Raw genomic sequence first — 24,093 nt, 5'->3', positions numbered from 1 at the left:
GCTTCTGGCTTGCCCAGTTGTTGCGTGCAACCGATAGCATTCCAGTAAAGCCGCCGTCCCGTCCCCCTGTTTGCGGCGCGGCAATCACCCGCTACGAAGGTCATCCATGCCCCACAGCCAAACCTCTGCACCTCGCGTCGGCTTCCTGAACGGACGTCTCGCACGCGGAGCATCGCCGTGGCTCCTGCCGACCGTCGCCACCGCTGCGCTCAGCCTCACCCGGGCCCGCAAGTCCGGCCGCTGGGCCGCGGTGGCCGTGCCCACCACCGCTCTCGCGGCGGGCATGCTGTGGTTCTTCCGCGACCCCGAGCGTGAGATCACGCAGGGCCGTGTCATCTCGCCCGCCGACGGTGTGGTGCAGAGCATCATGCCGTGGAAGGACGGGCGGACCCGGGTCGCGATCTTCATGAGCCCGCTGAACGTCCACGTCAACCGCGCGCCCCTCGCGGGCACGGTGACGTCCGTGGAGCACGTCCCCGGCGGGTTCGTCCCGGCGTTCAACAAGGAGAGCGAGAACAACGAGCGCGTTGTCTGGCACTTCGACACCGAGCTCGGCGACATCGAGATGGTGCAGATCGCCGGCGCCGTCGCACGCCGCATCGTCCCGTACCTGCCGGCCGGTACCAAGGTGGAGCAGGGCGAACGCATCGGTCTGATCCGCTTCGGCTCCCGCGTCGACATCTACCTCCCCGAGGGTGTCGAGGTCGCGGTCGAGGTCGGACAGGCCACCACCGCGGGGGTGACCCGAATTGACCGTGACTGACCCTGAGACTCCCACCACACCGGCGGGCGGCTGGGTGCCCGAGGCCGCCGAGGAGGACTCCGCAGAGGACGACATGCCGCTCTCGCTGCGGCTGTCGATAGCGGACACCCTCACCCTCGGCAACGCGACGTGCGGATTCATGGCGGTGTACTTCACCACCACCGGGATCCTCATCCCGCACCTCACCGGCAGTGGCGAGTCGGGCATGGCCCGCAACAGCGCCGCGACGGCGGTGATACTGATGCTGCTCGCGGCGGTCTTCGACCTCTTCGACGGCATCGTGGCCCGCAAGCTGCGCAGCTCGCCGATGGGCGCAGAGCTGGACAACCTGTCCGACCTGATCAGCTTCGGCCTGGCTCCCGCGTACTTCGTGCTCGTGTACGGCATGGTCGCCGACGACGCGGTGCAGAAGATGTCCGCGCTGGCCGCGATCGTGGTGCTGCTGGCCGTGGTGCTCAGACTCGCGAGATTCAGCTGCGTGACCATGAAGGACGGCATGTTCCAGGGCATGCCGAGCCCCTTCGGCGCGCTCACGGTCGTCTCGATCGTGCTGCTGGAGCTGCCGTTCGTCCCGACGCTGCTGGCGATCATCGGGGTGGCCTGGCTGATGGTGAGCCGGGTCGAGTACCCGAAGCCGCGGGGTGTCCTCGCGGTGGCCATGCTGAGCTGGATCATCGGGGCCATGGGCCTGCTGGCGGCCTGGGCGTTCGACGCCCCGGGCGGCCAGCTGCTGCTCCAGGCGGGCTGCGCGCTGCAGATCGCTCTGGCGGCGACCATCCCGCTGTTCGCGACGACCCGTCGCGCGAACACCTTCCGCCACAACCGCCGCGAGGCGCGAGCGGCGTCGCAGCTCCCGTAGCACGGGGCGCTGCAGTCCGTACGAGGCCCCCGGCCGCCGACAGGCGCCGGGGGCTTCCGCATGCGGGGGCGGCTACGCTTGATGTCGGAAAACCGCCAGCCCGGCGGGGTCCGGGCCGGGATGCTGGAGCCATGTACACCGACACCGACCGCTGCGTGAGGGCCGTGCAGTCGAAGGACGCCCGCTTCGACGGATGGTTCTTCACCGCCGTGCGGACCACCGGCATCTACTGCCGGCCCAGCTGCCCCGCGGTGCCGCCCAAGGTCGAGAACATGACCTTCCTGCCCAGCGCCGCCGCCTGCCAGCAGGCCGGGTTCCGGGCCTGCAAGCGGTGCCGGCCCGACACCTCCCCCGGCTCCCCCGAGTGGAACGCCCGCGCCGACGCCGTCGCCCGGGCCATGCGGCTCATCCAGGACGGCGTCGTGGACCGCGAGGGAGTGCCGGGGCTGGCGGCGCGGCTGGGTTACTCCACCCGCCAGGTGGAGCGGCAGCTGAACGCCGAGCTCGGCGCCGGGCCCCTCGCCCTCGCCCGGGCCCAGCGCGCCCAGACGGCCCGGCTGCTGATCGAGACCTCCGCGCTGCCGATGGGCGACGTCGCCTTCGCCGCCGGGTTCTCCTCCATCCGGACCTTCAACGAGACCGTCCGCGAGGTCTTCGCCCTCGCCCCCGGCGAGCTGCGCCTGCGGGCCGAGAAGGCGAACCGGCACGTCCCCGAGGTGCCCGGGACGATCAGCCTGCGCCTGCCGTACCGGGCCCCGCTCAACCCCGACAACCTCTTCGGCCACCTCGCCGCGACCGCCGTGCCGGGCGTCGAGGAGTGGCGGGCCGGCGCCTACCGCCGGACGCTGCGGCTCCCGTACGGCACCGGGGTCGTCGCGCTCACCCCGGGGCCCGACCACATCGGCTGCCGACTGGCCCTCACCGACCTGCGCGACCTCACCATCGCCATCAGCCGCTGCCGCTGGATGCTCGACCTCGACGCCGACCCGGAGGCCGTCGACGCGCAGCTGCGCGCCGATCCGCTCCTGACCCCGCTCGTGGACAAGGCCCCGGGGCGCCGGGTGCCGCGTACGGTCGACGCGGCGGAGTTCGCCGTACGGGCGGTGCTCGGCCAGCAGGTGTCCACGGCGGCTGCCCGTACGCACGCCGCCCGGCTGGTCACCTCGTACGGGGAGGCGGTGGCCGACCCCGACCCCGAGGGCGGGCTGACCCACCTGTTCCCCTCGCCGCAGGCGCTGGCCGCCCTGGACCCGGAGTCCCTGGCCCTCCCGGCGAGCCGGCGCACCACCCTCACCACCCTCGTCGGCGCCCTGGCCGACGGCTCGCTGCCGCTCGGCGTCGACAGCGACTGGGACGCGGCCCGCGCGCGGCTGAACGCGCTGCCCGGGTTCGGCCCGTGGACCACCGAGGTGATCGCGATGCGGGCGCTGGGGGATCCCGACGCCTTCCTGCCGTCCGACCTCGGGGTCCGGCGGGCCGCGAGGGAGCTCGGGCTGCCGTCCACGCCCGCGGCGCTCACCGCCCGGGCGGCCGGCTGGCGTCCCTGGCGCGCGTACGCCGTGCAGTACCTGTGGGCCACCGATGCCCACCCCATCAACCACCTGCCCGTCTGAGGAGTCATTGCGTCATGAGCACCAAGCAGCACACCGTCGTCGAGAGCCCGTACGGCCCGCTCACCCTGGTCGCCTCGGACGGCGTCCTGAGCGGCCTGTACATGACCGGGCAGCGGCACCGGCCGGCCGAGGAGTCCTTCGGGGAACGGGTCGCCGCGACCGAGGAGCCCTTCCCCGAGATCGTGCGGCAGCTGGCCGCGTACTTCGCCGGGGAGCTCACCGAGTTCGACGTGCCCGTCCGACTGGAGGGCACCGCGTTCCAGCGCAGCGTGTGGGACCAGCTGGCACGGATCCCCTACGGGGAGACCTGGTCGTACGGGGAGCTCGCGGCCAAGCTCGGCAAGCCGAACGCCTCGCGCGCGGTGGGCCTGGCCAACGGGAGGAACCCGGTCAGCATCATCGTTCCGTGCCACCGGGTGATCGGTGCCTCGGGGAGCATGACCGGCTACGGCGGCGGCGTGGAGCGGAAGGTGCGGCTGCTGGCCTTCGAGGCCGGCGCGGCGACGCTGTAGATCAGACCAGCGCGAGGGGGACGAGCAGGGCGAACGCGGCGCCGGCCTCCACCGCGTAGGCGTACAGGGAGGGGTGCGGGACGGGGGCGGCGAGCAGGACCACGCTCTGCTGGGCGGTGGCCGCCGCCACCCAGTCCGCGTCGGCGCCGAGGTTGCCCTGGTACCAGCCCTCGCAGGCGCCCGGGCCGGTGACGGCGAGGAGGTCGTCCTCCCGGCGGTAGAAGGCCTGCCAGCCGGCGGCGGGGGCGGACCAGCCCTCGAAGTCGGTGAACGAGGCCCAGCCGCCCTCGCGTATCGCGGTGTCGAACAGCCACACCGGCGTCCCCTCGGGGGTGACCTCGCCGCCCTCCTGCTGCTCGGTGGTGAAGTGGACCATGGGCAGGGCGTCGGGCCCGTCGGCGGTGCTGGGCCAGGCGTACATCGTGATCATCAGATGATTCTGTCCTGCTCGAAGTAAGCCCGGTGTCACGAGGAGACCGGGCGGCTGCCGTTCTCCAGCTCCGCGGCGCCCTCGCCGGACTCCAGGACCCGGTAGGCCTCTTGGGTGCGGCGGCCCAGCGATCCGGGGAGGTAGGCGGTGAGTTCGGCGGGCTCGACCAGCCGCCAGGAGAGCAGTTCCGCCTCCTGGAGCTTGATCGAGGCGAGCTGCGCCGCGTCGAGGACGCCGCCGTCGTAGAGGTAGGCGACCAGCGGCGGACGGCCCACGCCCAGCGTCCAGTCGACGGCGAGCAGCCGGCCGAGCGGCAGGTCGAGGCCGATCTCCTCCGCGCTCTCGCGGCGGGCGGCCGTCCGCGGGGACTCGCCGAGGTCCGATTCGACGGTGCCGCCCGGCAGGGCCCAGCCCTCGCGGTAGTTGGGCTCGACGAGCAGCACCCGCCCGTCGGCGTCCCGGTAGAGCGCGGCGGCGCCGGCCAGCACCCGGGGCAGGCTCGCGATGTAGGTGGCGTAGTCATCGGTGGTGGTCACGCCGCCACCCTACCCAGCCGCCCGACCGGACGGGATCACGTCTCCGGGCTGTCCGGCGGGGGCGGGTCGCCGCGGCCGCGGCGGGTGGAGTCGGCCAGTCGGCGCAGGCGCGGGTGGCGGACCGGGCCCGCTTCGGTGAGGGCGTCGCCGACGATCGCCGTGACCGCGTCGAGCATCCCGTGCGGGGCGTGGTGCCGGGCGGGGCCGGCGCCGGGGTCCTCGCGGAGCTCTGCTCGACCTGTCGGTGAAGGCGCCTGTGCCGGTGGCCATGGGCAGCAGTTCGCCCAGGTAGCTGCCGGCACTGGCCGGGATCACGTCGAGGATGTGTACGGTCGGCCCGAGGTGAGCGAGGCGTGATGATCAGCTCGACGCCGGTGGAGTCCTCGATCCCGGTCGTGATGTTGAGCCCTTCGGCGATCTGGAGCGCGCCGAGGCCGAGGCTGGTCGCCGTGCCGAAGACGGTGGCGAAGACGGCGAGCAGGTCGATGGCCTTGCCGGGCCGGCCGCCCGCGCGCTCCTCCCCCGTCAGCGGGACGAAGGCGGCGCTGAGCCGGTTGCCCCGGCGCTTGCGGAAGGTGGCGAGGGCGAGGCCGGCGATGCCGTAGATCGCCCGGGGGGTGAGCGTCCAGTGGAAGAAGGAGTAGTCGAGGGCCATGCGGGCGGCGGCGCCCGAGCCGGGGGCGGCGGCGATCGCGAACAGCCAGGCGACGTTGGCCAGGACCCAGGCCAGCGCGGTGCTCGACGCCGTGTCGAAGGAGTCCTTGCCGAGCGCCGCCCATGCGACGACGGCCAGCACGGCGATCACCCCGATGGCGACGACGGCACGGTCCGGTTCGGGGCTGGGCCCTCCGGACGTGCCTCTTCCAGTGAATCCGCGCTCATGCGGCCACGCCATGCAGGCGTATATCCCCCTTTAAGGGGATGGCGCGCCGCGTGTGACCCAGGCCACCCATGGGCATAGGAGGATCCTCCGGATAGGCTCATGGAGGCGCGACTGCACTGTTCGATAGCAAGGGATTAGCAAGGTGACGGACGGAGCAGTAACTGAGACCGCGCGCGTGCTCATCGCCGCGGACAAATTCAAGGGCTCGCTCACGGCCGTTCAGGTCGCGGAGCGGGTGACGGCCGGCCTTCGCAAGGCCGTACCGGGCGTGGACATCGAGACCCTCCCCGTCGCGGACGGCGGCGACGGTACGGTCGCGGCCGCCGTGGCGGCCGGGTTCGAGCGCCGGGAGGTACGGGTCACCGGACCGCTCGGCGAGCAGGTCACGGCCGCTTTCGCGCTGCGCGACGGCACCGCCGTGGTCGAGATGGCGGAGGCCTCCGGGCTCCAGCTGCTGCCGGCGGGTGTGTTCGCCCCGCTGACGGCGACCACGTACGGCTCGGGCGAGCTGCTGAAGGCCGCGCTGGACGCGGGCGCGCGCTCGATCGTCTTCGGCGTGGGCGGCAGCGCGACCACCGACGGCGGTGCGGGGATGCTGGCCGCGCTGGGTGCGGTGTTCCTGGACGCGAACGGTGAACCGGTCGGTCCGGGCGGCGGCGCGCTCGCCGCGCTGGCGTCCGCGGACCTGTCCGGGATCGACCCGCGCTTCGCGGAGGTCGACCTCGTCCTGGCCAGCGACGTGGACAACCCGCTGACGGGCCCGAAGGGCGCGCCCGCGGTCTACGGCCCGCAGAAGGGGGCGTCGCCCGAGGACGTGGCGGCGCTGGACGCGGCGCTGGCGCACTTCGCGGTGGTGCTGGAGAAGTCGATCGGCGAGAAGGCCGGCCGGCTGGCCGCCGCCCCGGGCGCGGGCGGCGCGGGCGGCATCGGGTACGGGGCGCTGCTGCTCGGCGCGTCGTTCCGGCCCGGGATCGAGCTGATGCTGGAGGTGCTGGGCTTCGCCCCGGCGCTGGAGCGTGCCACGCTGGTGATCACCGGTGAGGGCTCGCTGGACGAGCAGACCCTGCACGGCAAGGCCCCGGCCGGTGTGGCGGCCGCTGCCCGCGCGGCGGGCAAGCCGGTCGTGGCAGTCTGCGGCCGTCTGCTGCTGGGCCAGGAGGCGCTGGAGGCGGCCGGCATCCGCAAGGCGTACCCGCTGACGGACCTGGAGCCCGACCCGGCCAAGTCCATCCCGAACGCGGGTCCCCTGCTGGAGCGGGTCGCCCAGAACATCGCCGCCGACGTCCTCTGACCTCCGATCGGCCGTACGAGGCCCGGCCCCCCCCGAGCGGGGGTGCCGGGCCCCGGCGTTTCCCGGCCGGGACGCGCAGGCGGCTCGTCGGGGAGGACGGGCGGCCGGCGCTCCTTCGACGACACCCCCTAGTGGGTGGCCTGGGCCGCGGACCCTGAGGCGGCGAGCAGCTGCGCCGTGCTGACCACGCGGGCGAAGCCGCCGCCCTGGAGGTTGACGGCGGTGGCGGTGGCCAGCTCGTCGGCCGTCAGGCTGAGCCCCTCCGGACCGGCGAGGTCGAAGGTGTGGGTGGCGTCCAGCGGGACGAGGACGTCGTAGCCGAGGTTGCCGGCCATCCGCGCGGTGGTCTCGACGCACATGTTGGTCTGGATCCCGGACACCACCAGCTGGCCGATGCCCTCGGCGGTGAGCCACGCGGCCAGGTCGGGGGTGCCGTAGAAGGAGGAGTTCACCGTCTTGGTGACCAGCAGGGACTCCTTCCCCGCCCGGTCCGCCACGAAGTCCTTGAAGGCGTGGCCGGGCTGGTCGGCGGCCAGGACCGAGCCCGCGGTCCGCGAGGCGTGCTGGACCAGGACCACCGGGCGGCCGGAGTGCTGCCAGGCGTCCATCAGGGCGGCGATGTTGGCCTCGGCGGCCGGGTTGTTGCGCGGGCCCCAGTACGACGGGTCGTCGAAGCCCTTCTGTACGTCGATGACCAGCAGCGCAGCGTTCGGGGCGAGTTCGATCTCGTTCTTCGTCATGGGTCCATGGTCTTCCGCGGGACGGGCCCGCCGACAGCGGCAACCGGGACCCGAACCGATGGGATCCTGCCAGGATGGCAGCATGCATCGTGTCGCCATCGTCGTCCAGCCCGGTATCCGCAGCTTCGACCTCGCCGTCATCACCGAGGTCTGGGGCCCCGACCGCAGCCGACTGGGCGTCCCCCGCTTCGAGCTGCGCCGGTGCGCCATCGACGCCGACCCCATCACGCTGCCCGGGGGGCTCACCCTGGCCCCCGACCGGGGGCTCGACTGGCTCGCCGAGGCCGACCTCGTCGTGGTACCGGCGCTGGCCGAGCCCTCCGACCCGACGCCCGAGCCGGTCCTCGCCGCCCTGCGGGAGGCGCACGCCCGGGGCGTTCCGGTGGCCGCGCTGTGCGCCGGGGCGTTCATCCTCGCCGAGGCGGGGCTGCTGGCGGGCCGCCGGGCCGTGACCCACTGGTCGCTGGCACCGCGGCTCGCCGAGCGCCACCCGTCGGTACTGGTCGAGGACGCCCCGCTGTACGTGGAGGACGCAGGGCTGTGGACCTCCGCCGGGGTGGCCTCCGGGATCGACCTCTGCCTGCACCTCGTACGGCGGGCCCACGGCGCGGAGGCCGCCGCCGCCGTCGCCCGGTCCATGGTGACGGGTCCGTTCCGCACCGGTGACCACGCCCAGTACCTGGACCGGCCCACCCCGTCGGCGGACCGGACCGCCGAGGCCCTGGCGGCCGTACGGGAGCGGGCCCTGCGCCATCTGCACGAGCCGCTGTCCGTGGCCGTACTGGCCCGCTGGGCCGGGATGTCGCCGCGCTCCTTCGCCCGCCATTTCGTCGCCGCGACCGGCACCACCCCGCACCGCTGGCTCCTCGGCCACCGCCTGGACGCGGCCCGCAGACTGCTGGAGCGCACCGACCACCCGGTGCCGGAGGTGGCCCGGCGGGCGGGCTTCGCCAGCGAGGTCACCTTCCGCCAGCATTTCACCTCGTACGTCGGCCTCAGCCCCCGTGCGTACCGCAGTACGGCGGGCGCCACATCGGCAGCCCCGCCAAATCGCGGTGACAGTGTTAGAAATGGCTCATGACCGGACGTTTGGGTCGACCCAGGGGATCGCCGCCCCGGCAGCCGACCGGGCGCGACCCGGGCCTGCTCGCGCGCCGCTCCCGGAGCGCCCGCAGTGTCGCCGGTCAGGTCTTCGCGCTCATGGCGTTCATCGTCGTCCTGCTGATCACCGCGGCCGCGCTGGCCCTCGTGTTCCAGGAGCGGTACGGCACGCAGCGCGACGCGCGCCACCGCTCGCTGGCGGCCGCCGAGGCCTTCGCCCACGCGCCCGGGCTCCCCGCGGCCCTGAAGTCCCCTGATCCGACGGCCGTGCTGCAACCGCTGGCCGAGGCCGCGCGGCAGGCCGCGGGCGTCGACTTCATCGCCGTGATGACGCCGGACGGGCTGCGCTACACCGACTCCCGGCCGGACCTGATCGGCCAACGGGCCACCGGGGACCTCTCGCGCGCCGCGGCCGGGCACTCCTTCACCGAGGTGTACACGGGCTCGCCGAGCGACGCGGTCCGCGCCGTGGTGCCCGTACGGGACGCGAGCGGCAAGGTCGTCGGCCTGGTCGGCACCGGCATCGAGGTCGCCACCGTCTCCGACACGGTCGCCGCCCAGCTGCCGCTGCTGCTCGGCGCGGCGGCCGGCGCGCTGCTGCTCGGCACGGGCGGCGCCGCCCTGGTCAGCCGGCGGCTGCGGCGCCAGACCCGGGGCCTCGGCGAGGCCGACATGGCCCGGATGAACGAGCACCACGAGGCGGTCCTGCACGCGGTCCGCGAGGGCGTCCTGATCATCAGCGACGACCAGCGGCTGCTGCTCGCCAACGACGAGGCCCGGCGGCTGCTGAACCTGCCGCCCGATGCCGAGCAGCGTCACGTGAGCGAACTCGGCCTCGATGCGCGAACCACCTCGCTGCTGGTGTCCGGGCGGGTCGCCACGGACGAGGTGCACCTGGCCGGCGACCGGCTCCTGGCGGTCAACGTCCGCCCGACCAAACCGTACGGGGGGCACCCGTCCGGCAGCGTCATGACCCTGCGCGACACCACCGAGCTCGCCGCGCTCTCCGGCCGCGCCGAGGTGGCCCGGGAGCGGCTCCAGCTGCTGTACGACGCGGGGGTGCGGATCGGGACCACGCTGGACGTCGTGCGGACCGCCGAGGAGCTCTCGGAGGTGGCCGTCCCCCGGTTCGCGGACTTCGTGACCGTGGAACTGCTGGAGCCGGTGCTGAAGGGCGAGGAGCCCCCCTCGCGGGCAGCCGGCACGTACACGGAGATGCGCCGGGCGGCGATGGGTGGGGTGCGCACCGACCAGCCGCTGCAGCCGGTCGGCGACATCATCCGGTTCGTGGTGCCGACGGCGCCGATGGCGGCGGCCCTGGATGCCGGGCACGCGGTGCTCGCGCCCGATCTCAACGCGGCGATGGGCTGGCGGGCCCAGGACGAGGCCGGGACCCGCCAGGCCCTGGAGTACGGGCTGCACTCGCTGATCTCGGTGCCGCTGCAGGCCCGCGGGGTGGTCCTCGGCATGGCGAACTTCTGGCGGGCGGCCGACACCCCGGAGGCCTTCGAGGAGGAGGACCTGTCGTTCGCGGAGGAGCTGGGGACCCGGGCGGCGGTGTCCATCGACAACGCCCGCCGGTACACCCGGGAGCACGCGACGGCGGTGGCCCTCCAGCGGAGCCTGCTGCCCCGGGTGCTGCCGGACCAGACCGCCGTGGACGTGGCCTTCCGGTACCTGCCCGCGAAGGCCGGGGTGGGCGGGGACTGGTTCGACGTGATCCCGCTCGCCGGCGCCCGGGTGGCACTGGTCGTCGGCGACGTGGTCGGGCACGGGGTGCACGCGGCGGCGACGATGGGCCGGCTGCGGACCGCCGTGCACAACTTCTCCTCCCTGGACATGCCGCCGGACGAACTGCTCGGGCACCTGGACGAGCTGATCCACCGGATCGACCAGAACGAGTCCGCGGGCGCCGGGGACCCCTCGGAGGGGGCGGGCGAGGCGGCCGGCGTCACCGGCGCCACCTGCCTGTACGCGCTGTACGACCCGGTGTCCGGGGTCTGTGCGATGGCGAGCGCCGGGCACCCCGGGCCGGCTCTGGTCCGGCCGGACGGCTCCGTGGAGTTCCTCCAGCTGCCCACCGGGCTGCCGCTCGGGGTGGGCGGCATGCCCTTCGAGGCGATGGAGCTGCGGCTGCCGGAGTCGAGCCGTCTCGTGCTGTTCACGGACGGCCTGCTGGAGGACCGCGACCGGGATTTTGACACCGGCCTCGGCCTGCTGGCCGAAACGCTCTCCCACCCCGGCCGCAGCCCCGAGCAGGCCTGTGCCGACGTACTGGCCGCACTGCTGTTCCCGGCGCCGAGCGACGACATCGCCCTGCTGATCGCCGACACCCGGCGGCTGGAGGCGGACCGCATCGCCGAGTGGGAGGTGCCGCCCGACCCGGCGGCGGTCTCCCGGGTGCGCAACGCGGGCTCGGCGCAGCTGGCCGCCTGGGGACTGGGGGACATCGCGTTCACGGCCGAGCTCATCCTCAGCGAGCTCGTCACCAACGCCATCCGGTACGGGAACGCGCCCATCCGGGTGCGGATGCTGCGCGACCGCAGCCTCATCTGCGAGGTCTCCGACGGCAGCAGCACCTCGCCGCACCTGCGGTACGCGGCCACGACCGACGAGGGCGGCCGCGGCCTGTTCCTGGTCGCGCAGTACGCCGAGCGCTGGGGCACCCGGTACACGCAGCGCGGCAAGGTCATCTGGGCCGAGCTGCCCCTGACGGGAGGCCCCGAGCCGACCCTGCCCGAACCGGACCTGGCGGCGCTGGAGGACCTGGCCTGGTGACCGGGCCTGCGGCGTAACGATTCACCCGGGACCGGGACCGGGACCGGGCCCCGCCGGGCCTGCCGGGCCCCGCCCCACGAGCCCCGCCCCACCGGTCCGGGACCGCCCAGGGGGTCAGCGCTCCCGGGCGGCCGCCGTACGGGCCAGCAGGACCGCCACGTCGTCCTGCGGGGCCCCGGGCAGCAGCCGCGCCAGGATGTCGTCGCACAGCGCGTCCAGCGGCTGCCCGGGGTCGCGCAGCGCCCACCCGAGCTGGGCCATGCCCTGGTCGAGGTCGCGGTCGCGGGACTCGATGAGCCCGTCGGTGTACAGGACGAGCAGGCTCCCGGGCGGCAGGTCGACCTCCTCGGTGCGGAACTCCTGCCCGCCCGTGCCCAGCGGAGTGCCGGGCGGGCCGTCGAGGAAGGTGACCTCCCCGCCGGCCGTGGCCACGGCCGGCGGCGGGTGGCCGGCGCGGGCGATGACGCAGCCGCCCGTGGCCGGATCGTGGACGGCGTACACGCAGGTCGCCATCTCGTCCTCGCCCAGGTCGGCGACGGCCTCGTCGAGCGAGCGGAGCAGCCTGGTCGGGGAGACGTCCTGACGGGCGAGGGTGCGTACGGCGGTGCGCAGCTGTCCCATGACGGCGGCGGCGTGGATGCCGTGGCCCATGACGTCGCCGATGACCAGGCCGGTGCGGCCGCCGGGCAGCTGGATGACGTCGTACCAGTCGCCGCCGACGTCGTGGTCGCTGGCGGGCAGGTAGCGGCCGGTCAGCTCCAGGCCGGTGACCTCGGGGAGGGCGCTGTTGCTGAGGCTGCGCTGGAGGGTCAGGGCGGCCCGCCGCTGGTTGGTGTACATCCGGGCGTTGTCGATGTTGAGCGCCGCGCGGGCGACCACCTCGTCGATGAGGACGCCGTCCTGCTCGTCGAAGGGCTCGCGGTCACTCGTCCGGGTCACGGTGACCGCGCCGAGGACGGTGCCGCGGGCGAGGAGCGGGATCAGCCGGGCCGAGCCGAGGGTGGCGAGGTACGCGCGCAGCTCGGCGGCGCGCGGGTCGGGGAGCAGCGCATGGACGTCGGACCGGTACAGGTTCATGGGCCGGCCCTCGGCGATGACCCGTTCGTAGACGGAGTCGGGCGGGATCTGGAAGGTCTGGCCGGGTGCCAGCCGGGCGGTGGGGGCCTCGGGGTCGGGGAACTCGACGGCGATGCGGCGGAGCACGCCCTCGTGGGTGGCCGCCGCGTCGTCGGGGGCGAGGACGGTCTCCAGCAGCTGGACGTCGGCCGAGTCGGCCAGCTGGGGCACGAGGACCTCGACGATCTCCCGGGCGGTCTGGCTGAGGTCGAGGGTGGTGCCGATGCGGGTCCCGGCCTCGGCGAGGACGGCGAAGCGGCGGCGGGCCCGCTCGGCCTCGCCCTGGGCCTGCTGGCTCTCGGTGATGTCGATGAGGGAGGCGATCACGCCGAGCGGGCGGCCGGAGCCGTCGAGGAGGGGTGCGTACGAGCAGGACCAGGTGTGGTCGTGCTCGGGGTCGGCCGGGGTCCGGCCGGTGCGGCGGACGTCGACGACGGCGGTGCCCCGGTCCAGGACCTGCCGCATCGTCGCTTCGAGCGCGGCGGCGTTGACGCCGGGGACGACCTCGGTGAGCCGTTTGCCGACGTGCGCGGCGGCCGACACGCCGTTCATCCGGGCCAGGGCGTCGTTGACGCGCAGGAAGCGCAGGTCGGTGCCGAGGGTGGCGAGGCCGATGGGCGACTGGGTGAACAGGCTCTGGAGGGCGGCGAGGGAGTCCCGCATGCGCAGGACCTCGGAGGTCTCCACGGCGATCAGCATGGCCCCGGTGCGGCCCTGCGGGTCGGCGGCGGGGACGATCCACATCTCCATGGGGACGCGGTGCCCGTCGCGGTGGCGTACGGGGAGGGTGCCGACCACCGTCTCCCCCGCCTGGACCCGCCGCGTCAGGTCGTCGGCGAGCGCGTGGTTGGGCTCGGGGACGAGTACGGAGGCGCCGGGGAGGCCGAGGATGTCCTCGGGGCGGTGTCCGAGCAGGTCCTGGGCCGCGAGCGACCACTCGACGATGATCCCGTCTGCGTCCTCCCGCCACAGCGCGATCGGCAGCAGCTCGCTGAGCACGCCGGCGTACCCGACGGCCGCGGCCGGCTGGTCCGGGACTTCGCTCGTCGACTGGTATGTGTCCACCGCACCGACCTCACCCCGCGGGGTCCGATTCCTACCGATTCACCCTATCCGAGCCATCGGCACGGGGCGCTGCGTCAGGTCGGACCGGTCCGCGGCTTCGGATACAGCCAGGGCAGGACGAAGGTGGTCCAGAACAGGACGGCGTAGAGGGTGAGGGCGGCCCACCATCCGCTGGGTTCGCTTCCGCCGAACTGGCCGATCTGGATCAGGGCGGCGATCACTCCCGCGGCCGCGGCGGCCCACGGCAGCCACCACCACCGGTCGGTGCCGACGTACAGCATGGCCGCTGCGGCGAGGGCGAAGCAGGCGCCGACGATCAGGGCCGTGCCGTAGCCGTGGCCGGTGTCCGGGGGATGCAGCCCGCGCAGCTGCCACAGGGCGATCGGCGGCCCGGCCACGGCGAGCAGGAGGAGGGGAAGGCGCAGCCGGGCCGGCCGGATCCGCTGCCGGGCCAGCGCGGCCAGGGCGACCATGGCGTACAGGCAGACCGGGACGTCGGCGAGCAGCGAGGACCAGTGGCCGGTGGAGAAGGCGATGCCCGTCCACATCAGCACGGCCGCGAGCAGCGCCCACAGCGGGGCCACCACGCCGACCAGGGGCGGGACGTAGACGAGGGGCTTCAGCGCGCCGAGGACGCCCTGCACCAGGCGGGCCCGGGCCTTGCCGGAGGGCTGGAGCGCCGGCCAGGCGAGGAGCCCGGTCCGCAGGGCCGCCCGGCGCGGGTCCCGCGCCCGGATCAGCTGTCCGGCCTCCTCCTCCCCGATCCTGCCGAAGGACTCCAGCGCGGCGTCGAACTCGGCCGGTGAGGTCAGGGCGGGCGGGTTCAGCGGGGGGTCCGGGGGCCTGTTGCCGCCCCGGAAGCCCTTGCGGTTCAGTGCGGCGAGGAACGGCAGCTCCTCGCGCAGGATCTCGTGCTGGCGTACGGCGGTGAGCACGTCCCGTACCCGGTCCCAGCGGTCCGCGCCCGGGTGGGCGGCGACCTCCTGCGCCCAGAGCTCCATGAACGCCGGGCCGAGTCCCGTCGCCCCGGCGACCGCCTCGCCGAGCGCCGTGAGGTCGGTGGTGGTGCCGAACGCGTCCTGGAGGCGGTCGTCGGTGGCGACGACCGACACGAGGGAGGCGGCCCCGTCGAGGCGGCCCCAGGTCCAGTCGCTCATCCGCCAGCGGGCGCTGAGGAACGCGGCGAAGTTGTTGAGCTGGTTGCCGCTGAGCTTGGCCCTGACCATCTCCTTCGGGGAGTCCTGGACCACCGCCGGCAGCACCCTGCGGGTGGCCCAGCTGGTGTTCGCCGCCGAGACGGTGTGGAAGTCGATGTCGGGGGCCTCGGCCAGCGGGTCCGGGCGCAGCGGGCCGAGCAGCACCTCGGCGTACGCGAGCGCGGAGGTCATCGGGCCGGCCCCGCGGGCGGCCGCGTGGAGCGCCTCGTGGCCCTCGACGTCGGGGACCAGGTCCAGGCCGATGTTGCGGCCCAGTTCCGCCAGCCGCGACCACAGGTGCTCGAAGCCCCCCGGTACGGGCGGCGGGCCGGGGTCCGGCGCGGGGGCCGGCGGCAGGGATCCGCCGGTGACGGCCGTCGCGAGGTTCGCGGCCCAGGTCTCCCACTGCGCGGGGGCGGCATCGGGCGGGGGCGCCGGCGGCATGAGGGCGCCCAGCAGCCGGGTCGCCTCGTGGAACGGGGCCGTGACGTCGGTGGGGAGCAGCCCCTGGGCGAGGGCGGCCCGGTAGCGGTCGAGCAGCAGCCGGTCCCGGGCGGCGGTCAGCGTGGCGATGGCGGCGCGGCACGCGAACAGCCGCGTCCGGTACCCCTCGACCAGCTCCGCGTCCTCCGGCTCCGCCTCCTCCGGCCCGGGGCGGTCCTCGTAGGCGCCCAGCCAGTCCATGAGCAGCCGTACGGTACGCGCCAGGGCCAGCGGCGAGTACCCCGGCCCGGGCAGCTCGGCGGGCCCCACCGCCAGCTCGTGCGAGGCCGCGCGCAGCCGGGCGAACAGTGCGGTCGAGCCGTCCCCCGCGTTCTCGTCCAGCACCTCCAGCGGCCCCGGACCGGCGGGCAGCGGCAACGCGTCGGGGCCGGTCACGTCCGCCGGGTCCTCCAGGAGCCTGATGAGGCGCAGCGCCTCCGCCGCGCCGACCCTGTCGGCGTACCCGTCCCGCCGGATCGTCGCCGTGTCCTGGAGCTCGGCGAGGGTCGGGGGCAGCACCCCGGTGGCGGCCCGCCTCTGCTGGGCCGCGGCCTCTGCGGCGCGCAGTTCGAGGGCGTCGTCGCGCAGGGACTCCGAACCGGTCTTCACCGCCAAGGACTTCACCGCCATCCGCACCAGCCGGGTGACGCGCCGGCTGGTCCCCGGCTCGGAAGGCGGCGGGAAGGGCGGCACCGGCTGGAGGAACAGCAGCCAGCGGTCGGCCTTGCGGGCCACCGGGGCCCCGGCGACGGCCCGTACGGCCCAGGCGACGGGGATGTTGTCGAGGAGCCCGCCGTCCATGAGTTCGGCGCAGCCGTTCAGGTTCTCGTCGGGGTAGCCGGTCTCGCTGCTGACCCCGCGCATGTCCACCCGGGGCGGCTCCTCGACGGGCTGCGCGCCGTTCCCGAGGTACACCCGGGCCGGTTCGAAGGCGCCCGGGAACGAGGAGGAGGTACGGGCCGCGTAGGCCAGCCGGTTCAGCGCCGCCTCCCGGGCCACGCCGGTGGCGTCGACGGGGAAGTCCGTCAGCGAGGTGCGGTGGCGGAAGCGGAAGTAGGCGTTGGAGCGGCCGACCGGCAGCGGCAGGCCGAGGGTGGGCCGCACCCGGTCCCGGCGCGGGCGCAGCCGGGTGGCCGTCAGGATCAGCCGCAGCGAGGAGGGGCGCCGCCAGTCGGGCGGGGCCTCGTTGATGAGCCGGCCCAGCGCGCCGCGCAGCTCCGCGTAGAAGACCTCGTCCCCGCGCATCAGCGAGGCGGGCACGTGGAACGGCGTCGAGCGGCGCAGCAGTCCTTCCAGGTCGCCCAGGCGCAGCCACACGTCCCGTACGCCCGGCCCGAAGGGCATCCCGTAGACGAGGTGGCAGGCCAGCAGTACGCCGTTGAGCCCCCCGGCACTGGTCCCGACGAGGACGTCGATGTCGACGTCCTCGTATCCGCACACGTTCAGCAGCCCCGGGTAGAGGCCGGCGTCCGGGGCGGGTTCCCCGGCGTCCGGGGCGGGCTCCTGGGCCGCCATGCGCAGCGCCGCCGTCTCGCAACAGGCCCCGCCCATCCATACGGCGAGACTGACCCCGCCGCGCATCGCGAGGGCCAGGCGCAGTTCGGTGCTGCGCCGAGGCCGGTCGTCGCTCATGCCACCAGCTTGGCCCCGGATCAGGCGCGCCGCACCCGGGCGGCGGCCACCTCGCGGGAGCGGGTGGCCGAGTGGCGGAAGTTCCGTATCGGTCCGGAGAGTTCACTTCCCGGCGCCACCCCGGGTCCGCGTGTGAGGGGGTCGCGGTACGTGTCGTGGGCGCGCCTGGCCTCCCTCAGGCCGCCCGCCGCCAAGTGGGCCTGGGGCAGGGCCCGCTGGGCGCTCCCGCGCGCTGGTTCGGTGCCGACCGCGGGCAGGGCCGACTCCACCGCCCCGGCGTGCCGGCCGACCCGGGGCCGGCCCGCGGCCCAGCGCCTCCGGCGCGTGCGGCAGCCGCCGGCGGACCCGTCCGCGCTCCCCCGGCACCCGGTCGTCGTACCGGCCGGGCAGCGGGTCGAGCGCGTCGGTGCGCCGTATCCGCGCGGCTCCCCCTGCCCGGGGACGCGTAACCGGTCGTGGGGAACTCCTGGTTCCCCGCGGCCCGGGGGCGACATCGGCGAGCGCGCAGGAGCAGTACCTCAGCTGCACCTGCCGGCCCAGCAGCGACCGGACCCCCGCGGCCCGGCCTACTCCCAGTCGTCCCAGGGCGGGTCCGTGTCGTCGAAGTCGAAGGGCGGTTCCTCCTCGGCGTGCGGGGCCGGGGGCTCCGGCGCCGCAGCCCGGGCCGGGGCCGGGATCGACGGGGCCCCGGTCGACGGGGCCGCGGCGGCGTCCGTCCCGGCCAGCGCCGCCAGGATCCCCTCGGCGTACTTGGCCAGCTTGGCCTCGCCGACGCCGCTGATCGTGCCCAGCTCCTCCACCGTGCCGGGCAGCCGGGTCGCGACCTCCCGCAGCGTCGCGTCGTGGAAGACCACGTACGCCGGCACGCCCTGCTCCTTCGCCGTCGCGGCCCGCCAGGCGCGCAGGGCCTCGAACACCGGCACGGCCGCCTCCGGCAGGTCGACCGGGACCCGCCCGGCCTTCCCGGACCCGGACCCCGAGCCGGAGGACCTGCGGGCCGCGGGGGCCGGCGCGGCCTCCTTGCGCATCGGCACGCTGCGGCGCCCGCCCAGCACCTCGCCGCTGGCGTCCGTGAGGACCAGCGTCCCGTAGTCCCCCTCGACCGCCAGCAGTCCCGAGGCCAGCAGCTGCCGTACGACTCCGCGCCATTCCGCGGTGCTCAGGTCCGTGCCGATCCCGAAGACCGACAGCGCGTCGTGGTCGAACTGGATGACCTTGGCCGTCTTCTTGCCCTGGAGGATGTCGATGATCTGGCCGGCGCCGAACTTCTGCCGCCGCTCCTTCGCCAGCCGCCACACGGTGGACATCAGCTTCTGCGCGGCGACCGTGCCGTCCCAGGACTCGGCCGGGGCCAGGCAGGTGTCGCAGTTGCCGCACGGCCCGGCGGCCGCCTGCCCGAAGTACGCCAGCAGCCGCACCCGGCGGCATTCGACCGTCTCGCAGAGCGCGAGCATCGCGTCGAGGTGCGCGGCCAGGGAGCGGCGGTGCGCCTCGTCGCCCTCGGAGCCCTCGATCATCTTGCGCTGCTGCACCACGTCCTGGAGCCCGTACGCGAGCCAGGCCGTGGCCGGCTCCCCGTCGCGCCCGGCACGGCCGGTCTCCTGGTAGTAGCCCTCGACCGACTTCGGCAGGTCCAGGTGCGCCACGAACCGCACGTCCGGCTTGTCGATGCCCATGCCGAACGCGATCGTGGCCACGACCACGACCCCGTCCTCCCGCAGGAAGCGCGCCTGGTTCGCCGCGCGTGTACGGGAGTCCATGCCGGCGTGGTAGGCGACCGCGTCGATGCCGTGCTCCACCAGGAAGGCGGCCGTCTTCTCCACGGAGGCCCGCGACAGGCAGTAGACGACTCCGGCGTCCCCGTCGTGCTCGGTGCGGATCAGCTCCAGCAGCTGGCGGGTCGGGTTGTTCTTCGGGGCGATCCGGTACTGGATGTTGGGCCGGTCGAAGCTGGCCACGAAGTGCCGGGCCTCGCCCTCCGCCAGGCCCAGCCGGGCGGCGATCTCGGCGTGCGTGGCCTCGGTGGCCGTCGCCGTCAGCGCGATCCGCGGCACCTTGGGCCAGCGCTCGTGCAGCATCGACAGCGCCAGGTAGTCGGGCCGGAAGTCGTGGCCCCACTGGGCGACGCAGTGCGCCTCGTCGATCGCGAAGAGCGATACCGTGCCCCGGTCGAGCAGCCGCTGGGTGCCCTCGGTGCGCAGCCGCTCCGGCGCCAGGTAGAGCAGGTCCAGCTCGCCGGCGAGGAAGGCCTGCTCGACGGCCTGCCGCTCGTACGGGTCCTGGGTCGAGTTCAGGAACCCGGCCCGCACCCCGAGGGCGGTCAGGGCGTCCACCTGGTCCTGCATGAGCGCGATCAGCGGCGAGATCACCACGCCCGTACCGGCTCTGACCAGCGCCGGAATCTGGTAGCAGAGCGATTTGCCGCCGCCCGTGGGCATCAGGACCAGTGCGTCGCCACCGCCGGCCACGTGCTCGATGATCTGCTGCTGCTCGCCGCGGAAGGAGTCGTATCCGAAGACGCGGTGCAGCACCTCAAGGGCATCGGGGGTCTCGGTGGGGGCGTCGACAAGGCTCATCCCAGAAGCCTAGCGACCCCCACCGACACCCCCGCCCACATCGGCCGGATCGCCCCGGCCCGGGGCTACCCCAGCGCCGCCTCGAAGGCCGCGTACGCCTTCTCGTCGAAGAGGACGAAGCGGACCTCTTCGACGGGCGCCGCGGCAGCCGCCCGGGCCGTTTCGACGGCGATGCGGGCTCCGTCGTCCATCGGCCAGCCGAAGATGCCGGTGGAGATCGCCGGGAAGGCGACCGTACGGGCCCCCAGCTCGGCCGCGACCCGCAGGGACTCGCGGTAGCAGGAGGCCAGCAGCTCCGAGCGGTCCTCGTCCCGGGACCAGACCGGGCCCACCGTGTGGATCACCCAGTCGGCCGGGAGCCGGCCCGCCGTCGTGGCCACGGCCCGGCCCGTCGGCAGGCCCTTGCCGTACCGGGAGGCGCGCAGCGCCCGGCAGGCGTCCAGGATCTCGGGGCCGCCGCGCCGGTGGATGGCGCCGTCCACTCCCCCGCCGCCCAGCAGCGAGGAGTTCGCCGCGTTGACGATCGCGTCCGCGTGCTCTGCGGTGATGTCGCCCCGGACCAGGGTGATGCGCACCATCAGCGGGCCCTTCGCAGGTGGCGCCAGACCGCCTTGGCCGCGTTGTGCCCGGACATGCCGTGCACTCCGGGGCCGGGCGGGGTGGCGGAGGAGCAGAGGAACACGGCCGGGTGGGCCGTCGTGTACGGGAACAGGGACAGCTTGGGGCGCAGCAGCAGCTGGAGCCCGGAGGCCGCGCCGCAGGCGATGTCGCCGCCGACGTAGTTGGGGTTGCGGGCGGCCAGTTCCGGCGGGCCGGCGGTGGCGCGGGCCAGCACCAGGTCGCGGAATCCGGGGGCGAAGCGCTCGATCTGCCGCTCGACGGCGTCGGTGAGGTCGCCGCCCCAGCCCGCGGGGACGTGCCCGTACGCCCAGAACACGTGCTTGCCCTCGGGCGCCCGGCCGGAGTCGACCAGGCTGGGCTGGGCGGTGATCAGGAAGGGGTTGCGGGGGGCCCGCCCGCCGGTGGCCAGCTGGAGTGCGGCGTCGATGTCGCGGGCGCGGGGGCCGATCTGGACGGTGCCGGCCCGGCGCGGCGCCTCGGCGGTCCAGGGCACGGGGCCGGAGAGGGCGTAGTCGAGCTTGAACGCGGCGGCGCCGTACTTGTAGCCGTCGTACGCGCGCCCCAGCCGGGCGATCCGGGCCAGCGCGGTCGGCGAGGTGTCGAAGACGTACGCCCGGGCCGGCGGCAGGTCGTCGAGGCGCTTGACCTCGAAGCCGGTGTGGACCGCGGCGCCGAGGTCGCGCAGGTACCCGGCGAGGGCGTCCGAGATCGACTGGGAGCCGCCGCGCGGCAGGGGCCAGCCGCCGGCGTGCGCGGCGAGGGCGAAGACCAGGCCGACGGCGCTCGTCCCGATCCCGCCCAGCGGGGCGATGACGTGCCCGACGAGCCCGGCGAACAGCGCCCGCGCCCGCTCCTCGCGGAAACGGCTCAGCAGCCAGGTGGAGGGCGGCAGTCCGGCGAGCCCGAAGCGGGCCAGAGTGAGCGGGTCCCGGGGCAGGGCGGTCGAGGGCAGGGACATGAAGTCCCGGGCCAGGGTGTCCCATTTGCCGAGGAAGGGCTGCACCAGCCTCCGGTACGTGCCCGCGTCCCGCGCTCCGAGGGAGGCGGCCGTCTCGGAGACGGAGCGGGAGAGCACGGCGGCCGTGCCGTCGTCGAAGGGGTGCGCCATGGGCAGCGGGGCGTGCAGCCACTCCAGCCCGTACCGCTTCAGCGGCATGGTGGAGAACACCGGCGAGCCGATGCCGAGCGGGTGCACGGCCGAGCAGGGGTCGTGCCGGAAGCCCGGGAGGGTGAGCTCCTCGGTGCGGGCCCCGCCGCCGACCGTCTCCGCGGCCTCGAACACGGCCACCGAGAAGCCGCGCCGGGCCAGCTCGACGGCGGCCGTCAGCCCGTTGGGCCCCGCCCCCACCACGACGGCATCGAGAATCGACGGCACCTTGAGACTCCTTCGTCCGGCGGCGGCTGCGCTCCCAGGATATTCGCCCCGTCCATACGGGGACCCGCCCGCGCCCGGCCGGGCGCGGGCCGGCGGCTCACGCGCCGCGCAGCAGCTCGCGGATCCGGACGGCGGTGGCCTCGTCGCGGCCCACGGCGAACGGCAGCTCGTTGTCCCGGTCCACCCGGAACGGGACCCCGGCGACGGTGCTCTGCGCGCCGCCCGCCTCGGCGACCAGCAGCAGGCCGGCCGCGTGGTCCCACGCCGAGGGCCAGGTGAAGGCGAGGCCGTCCATCTCCCCGCGGGCCACCTTCAGGTACTCCAGGCCCGCGGAGCCGCAGGGCCGGGCGGCGACCCCGGGGACGTCGAGCCGGGACAGGGCGGCCTTGTCCGCTTCGGAGGTGTACAGCGGGTGGGCCATGGCGATCCGCAGGTCGGCGCCCTGCTCCGGCGAACCGCTGTGGATCCGCTCGCCGTTGACGTAGGCGCCCTGCCCTCGGACGGCGGTCGCCAGCTCCTCCAGCGCCGGGGCGAAGGTCCAGGAGGCGAGGATCTCGCCGCGGTGGGCCAGGGCCACCAGGGTGCAGAACGCCGGGTCGCCGGCGACGAACTGCCGGGTGCCGTCCACCGGGTCGACGATCCAGACCGGCGCGTCGGCGCGCAGCGCCCCGTACACGGTCGGGTCGGCGTGGACCGCCTCCTCGCCGACGACGGCGGAGCCGGGCAGCAGGCGCGTCAGGGAGGCCGTGAGGTGCTCCTCGGCCTTGCGGTCGGCGACGGTCACCAGATCGTGCGGGCCGCTCTTCTGGTCGACCTCGTGGTCGGCGAGCTGCCGGAATCTCGGCATGATCTCGACCGCCGCCGCCTTGCGGACGGCTTCTTCCACTGCGGACAGGTCTCGGGCCAGGAACTCTTCGATCATGCCCCCATCACACCATGCCGGGCTGACAAACCCCACTGGTCGTCATGTCGGTCTGCCGTACCCGGGACGGCCCCCCGGTGAACCGGGGCGCGCCCCGTGCATGAGCGCCGTGTAGAGCAGCAGGGACGCGGTCAGCCCGACCGCCCAGCCGTAGTCCGCCAGCGGCTTCAGGAGGGGGATCAGGCCGTCCTCGGGGAAGGGGCCCTTGCCGGGGGCCGAGTGCGAGCCGCCGATGGCCAGCACCCCGCCGACCGCGAAGGCCACCAGGGCCCGGACGTTCCAGCCGCCCGTGTACCAGTACGGCCCGCCCGCCCGGTAGAGGTCGGCCAGCGACAGCCGGGTGCGCCGCACGATCCAGTAGTCCGCGATGAGGATGCCGGCGACCGTGCCGAGCAGTCCGCCGACCAGGCCGAGCCAGGTGAAGATGTACAGCTCGGGGGTGGAGGTCAGCTTCCACGGCATGATCAGCACGCCGACGACACCCGTGATCAGGGCGCCCCTGCGGAAGTCGATCAGGCGGGGGGCCAGGTTGGACAGGTCGTACGCCGGGGAGACGACGTTGGCCGCGATGTTCACCGAGATCGTCGCCACCAGTACGGTGACCAGGGCGTAGAGCAGGCCGAAGACGCTGTCGGCCTTGGCGACGAGCTCCACCGGGTCCCAGATCGGGGCCCCGTACACCGCCTCCGAGCCGGAGGTGACGAACACCGAAAGCAGCGCGAAGAGGGTCATCGTCGTCGGCAGCCCGAGCGTCTGTCCGAGGATCTGGGAGCGCTGTCCGGCGCCGAAGCGCGTGAAGTCCGGGATGTTGAGCGAGAGGGTGGACCAGAAGGCGATCATCCCCATGAGGGCGGGGAAGAAGACCGTCCAGAACTCCGCGCCCCAGCCGAGCCGGGAGGGCTGGTCGAGCAGTTCGCCGAAGCCCCCCGCCTTCACCCCGATCCACACCAGCAGGGCCAGCGCGCCGACGATGACGAAGGGCGCGGCCCAGTTCTCGAACCGCCGCAGGGTCTCCATCCCCCGGTAGATGATGGCGAGTTCGAGGGCCCAGAAGAGGGCGAAGCACAGCCACAGCGGCCACGGCTCGCCGCCGATCTCCGCGGCTCCCGCCCAGCCGCCGAAGATCTCGCCGAGCAGCACGTAGATCCCGGATCCGCCGATCCAGGTCTGGATCCCGAACCAGGCGCAGGCCACGGCCGCCCGGATCAGCGCGGCCAGATTGGCCCCGCGCACCCCGAACGAGGCCCGGGCCAGTACCGGGAACGGGATCCCGTACTTGGGGCCCGCGTGCCCGGTGAGCAGCATCGGCCCCAGCACGATGACGTTGGCCAGCGCGATGGTGAAGACGGCCTGCTTCCAGTCCATCCCCAGGGCCACCAGCCCGGAGGCGAGCAGCCAGGAGGGGATGTTGTGCGCCATGCCGACCCACAGGGCCGTGAAGTTGTACGTGGTCCAGCGCCGGTCCGCGACCGGTACGGGGAGCAGGTCGGGGTTGGTGAAGCGGCCGTCGGAGGGGACCGAGCCGGGGGCGAGCTCGACGCGGTCCCCGGTGTCGCCGATCGGGTGGTCCGGCATGGTGCGCACGCCCCTTCGGGTCGGTC

General features: G+C 74.4%; 17 protein-coding genes and 1 pseudogene. 7 read left to right on the top strand and 11 right to left on the bottom strand.

Going from position 1 to position 24,093, the window contains the following annotated elements:
• Window positions 1–106: 106 nt before the first annotated feature.
• From ACIBAD_RS20365 to ACIBAD_RS20350, 4 genes are all read left to right on the top strand, one after another.
• Window positions 107–763, top strand: a complete 657-nt coding sequence (locus ACIBAD_RS20365; protein ID WP_134069977.1) for a phosphatidylserine decarboxylase — start codon at window positions 107–109, stop codon at window positions 761–763.
• A 34-nt stretch (window positions 764–797) separates the two neighbouring features.
• Window positions 798–1,622, top strand: a complete 825-nt coding sequence (gene pssA / locus ACIBAD_RS20360; RefSeq protein WP_134074301.1) for a CDP-diacylglycerol--serine O-phosphatidyltransferase — start codon at window positions 798–800, stop codon at window positions 1,620–1,622.
• Between the two features lie 131 nt (window positions 1,623–1,753).
• On the top strand, window positions 1,754–3,235 hold the full coding sequence (locus ACIBAD_RS20355) for an AlkA N-terminal domain-containing protein (protein ID WP_134069979.1): 1,482 nt from the start codon (window positions 1,754–1,756) through the stop codon (window positions 3,233–3,235).
• Window positions 3,236–3,249: 14 nt separating this feature from the next.
• Complete coding sequence (locus ACIBAD_RS20350) at window positions 3,250–3,747, top strand: methylated-DNA--[protein]-cysteine S-methyltransferase (RefSeq protein WP_134069981.1); 498 nt, start codon at window positions 3,250–3,252, stop codon at window positions 3,745–3,747.
• A gap of 1 nt (window position 3,748) precedes the next feature.
• Here ACIBAD_RS20350 and ACIBAD_RS20345 read toward each other — a convergent pair whose 3' ends face one another.
• The 3 genes and pseudogenes from ACIBAD_RS20345 to ACIBAD_RS20335 form a co-directional block, all read right to left on the bottom strand.
• Complete coding sequence (locus tag ACIBAD_RS20345) at window positions 3,749–4,177, bottom strand: hypothetical protein (RefSeq protein ID WP_134069983.1); 429 nt, start codon at window positions 4,175–4,177, stop codon at window positions 3,749–3,751.
• A 35-nt stretch (window positions 4,178–4,212) separates the two neighbouring features.
• Entirely contained in the window at window positions 4,213–4,713 is a 501-nt protein-coding gene (locus ACIBAD_RS20340; protein WP_398907947.1) for an NUDIX domain-containing protein, read from the bottom strand.
• A gap of 240 nt (window positions 4,714–4,953) precedes the next feature.
• A pseudogene (locus tag ACIBAD_RS20335) lies at window positions 4,954–5,608 on the bottom strand (BCCT family transporter); the annotation flags it as partial.
• A gap of 130 nt (window positions 5,609–5,738) precedes the next feature.
• Here ACIBAD_RS20335 and ACIBAD_RS20330 point away from each other — a divergent pair.
• Window positions 5,739–6,887: a glycerate kinase gene (locus ACIBAD_RS20330; protein WP_134069987.1), complete on the top strand. Its 1,149-nt coding sequence runs from the start codon at window positions 5,739–5,741 to the stop codon at window positions 6,885–6,887.
• 128 nt (window positions 6,888–7,015) lie between these two features.
• Here the strand turns inward: ACIBAD_RS20330 and ACIBAD_RS20325 are convergent, their stop codons facing one another.
• Complete coding sequence (locus tag ACIBAD_RS20325; RefSeq protein ID WP_134069989.1) at window positions 7,016–7,627, bottom strand: cysteine hydrolase family protein; 612 nt, start codon at window positions 7,625–7,627, stop codon at window positions 7,016–7,018.
• An 82-nt stretch (window positions 7,628–7,709) separates the two neighbouring features.
• Between ACIBAD_RS20325 and ACIBAD_RS20320 the strand changes: the two genes are divergently transcribed.
• The gene (locus ACIBAD_RS20320) at window positions 7,710–8,708 is read left to right on the top strand and encodes a GlxA family transcriptional regulator (protein WP_398907946.1); all 999 of its coding nucleotides are present in this window, start codon (window positions 7,710–7,712) and stop codon (window positions 8,706–8,708) included.
• The gene (locus ACIBAD_RS20315) at window positions 8,705–11,506 is read left to right on the top strand and encodes a SpoIIE family protein phosphatase (RefSeq protein ID WP_398907945.1); all 2,802 of its coding nucleotides are present in this window, start codon (window positions 8,705–8,707) and stop codon (window positions 11,504–11,506) included. The genes ACIBAD_RS20320 and ACIBAD_RS20315 overlap by 4 nt, the downstream gene beginning before the upstream one ends.
• 114 nt (window positions 11,507–11,620) lie before the next feature.
• Here ACIBAD_RS20315 and ACIBAD_RS20310 read toward each other — a convergent pair whose 3' ends face one another.
• The 7 genes from ACIBAD_RS20310 to ACIBAD_RS20280 all read right to left on the bottom strand — a co-directional run bounded on the left by ACIBAD_RS20310 (window position 11,621) and on the right by ACIBAD_RS20280 (window position 24,067).
• The gene (locus ACIBAD_RS20310) at window positions 11,621–13,687 is read right to left on the bottom strand and encodes a SpoIIE family protein phosphatase (protein WP_398907943.1); all 2,067 of its coding nucleotides are present in this window, start codon (window positions 13,685–13,687) and stop codon (window positions 11,621–11,623) included.
• A gap of 74 nt (window positions 13,688–13,761) precedes the next feature.
• The gene (locus ACIBAD_RS20305; protein WP_398907942.1) at window positions 13,762–16,998 is read right to left on the bottom strand and encodes a DUF3376 domain-containing protein; all 3,237 of its coding nucleotides are present in this window, start codon (window positions 16,996–16,998) and stop codon (window positions 13,762–13,764) included.
• 566 nt (window positions 16,999–17,564) lie between these two features.
• A complete protein-coding gene (gene recQ / locus ACIBAD_RS20300) occupies window positions 17,565–19,574 on the bottom strand; it encodes a DNA helicase RecQ (RefSeq protein WP_398907941.1) in 2,010 nt (669 codons plus the stop codon).
• 65 nt (window positions 19,575–19,639) lie between these two features.
• On the bottom strand, window positions 19,640–20,152 hold the full coding sequence (locus tag ACIBAD_RS20295; protein ID WP_134069999.1) for an O-acetyl-ADP-ribose deacetylase: 513 nt from the start codon (window positions 20,150–20,152) through the stop codon (window positions 19,640–19,642).
• On the bottom strand, window positions 20,152–21,570 hold the full coding sequence (locus ACIBAD_RS20290) for a phytoene desaturase family protein (protein ID WP_398907940.1): 1,419 nt from the start codon (window positions 21,568–21,570) through the stop codon (window positions 20,152–20,154). The genes ACIBAD_RS20295 and ACIBAD_RS20290 overlap by 1 nt, the downstream gene beginning before the upstream one ends.
• Window positions 21,571–21,667: 97 nt before the next feature.
• Window positions 21,668–22,492, bottom strand: a complete 825-nt coding sequence (locus ACIBAD_RS20285; protein WP_134070001.1) for an inositol monophosphatase family protein — start codon at window positions 22,490–22,492, stop codon at window positions 21,668–21,670.
• A gap of 42 nt (window positions 22,493–22,534) precedes the next feature.
• Window positions 22,535–24,067, bottom strand: coding sequence for an NCS1 family nucleobase:cation symporter-1 (locus ACIBAD_RS20280; protein WP_398907939.1), 1,533 nt, complete (start codon window positions 24,065–24,067; stop codon window positions 22,535–22,537).
• Window positions 24,068–24,093: the final 26 nt, after the last annotated feature.

It is taken from the genome of Streptomyces sp. NPDC051109, assembly GCF_044455885.1.
Taxonomy (GTDB): Bacteria; Actinomycetota; Actinomycetes; order Streptomycetales; family Streptomycetaceae; genus Streptomyces.
Note: the sequence above shows the minus strand (reverse complement) of the source record. Positions and strands in the feature narration are given on the sequence as shown.

What these genes read in the sequence shown, in the direction of transcription:
- ACIBAD_RS20355 (WP_134069979.1), top strand. Translation starts at nt 1,754, where the DNA reads ATGTACACCGACACCGACCGCTGCGTGAGGGCCGTGCAGTCGAAGGAC.
- ACIBAD_RS20315 (WP_398907945.1), top strand. Translation starts at nt 8,705, where the DNA reads ATGACCGGACGTTTGGGTCGACCCAGGGGATCGCCGCCCCGGCAGCCG.
- ACIBAD_RS20325 (WP_134069989.1), bottom strand. Translation starts at nt 7,627, where the DNA reads ATGACGAAGAACGAGATCGAACTCGCCCCGAACGCTGCGCTGCTGGTC.
- ACIBAD_RS20350 (WP_134069981.1), top strand. Translation starts at nt 3,250, where the DNA reads ATGAGCACCAAGCAGCACACCGTCGTCGAGAGCCCGTACGGCCCGCTC.
- ACIBAD_RS20305 (WP_398907942.1), bottom strand. Translation starts at nt 16,998, where the DNA reads ATGAGCGACGACCGGCCTCGGCGCAGCACCGAACTGCGCCTGGCCCTC.
- ACIBAD_RS20345 (WP_134069983.1), bottom strand. Translation starts at nt 4,177, where the DNA reads ATGATCACGATGTACGCCTGGCCCAGCACCGCCGACGGGCCCGACGCC.
- ACIBAD_RS20280 (WP_398907939.1), bottom strand. Translation starts at nt 24,067, where the DNA reads ATGCCGGACCACCCGATCGGCGACACCGGGGACCGCGTCGAGCTCGCC.
- ACIBAD_RS20320 (WP_398907946.1), top strand. Translation starts at nt 7,710, where the DNA reads ATGCATCGTGTCGCCATCGTCGTCCAGCCCGGTATCCGCAGCTTCGAC.
- ACIBAD_RS20285 (WP_134070001.1), bottom strand. Translation starts at nt 22,492, where the DNA reads ATGATCGAAGAGTTCCTGGCCCGAGACCTGTCCGCAGTGGAAGAAGCC.
- ACIBAD_RS20295 (WP_134069999.1), bottom strand. Translation starts at nt 20,152, where the DNA reads ATGGTGCGCATCACCCTGGTCCGGGGCGACATCACCGCAGAGCACGCG.
- recQ (WP_398907941.1), bottom strand. Translation starts at nt 19,574, where the DNA reads ATGAGCCTTGTCGACGCCCCCACCGAGACCCCCGATGCCCTTGAGGTG.
- ACIBAD_RS20365 (WP_134069977.1), top strand. Translation starts at nt 107, where the DNA reads ATGCCCCACAGCCAAACCTCTGCACCTCGCGTCGGCTTCCTGAACGGA.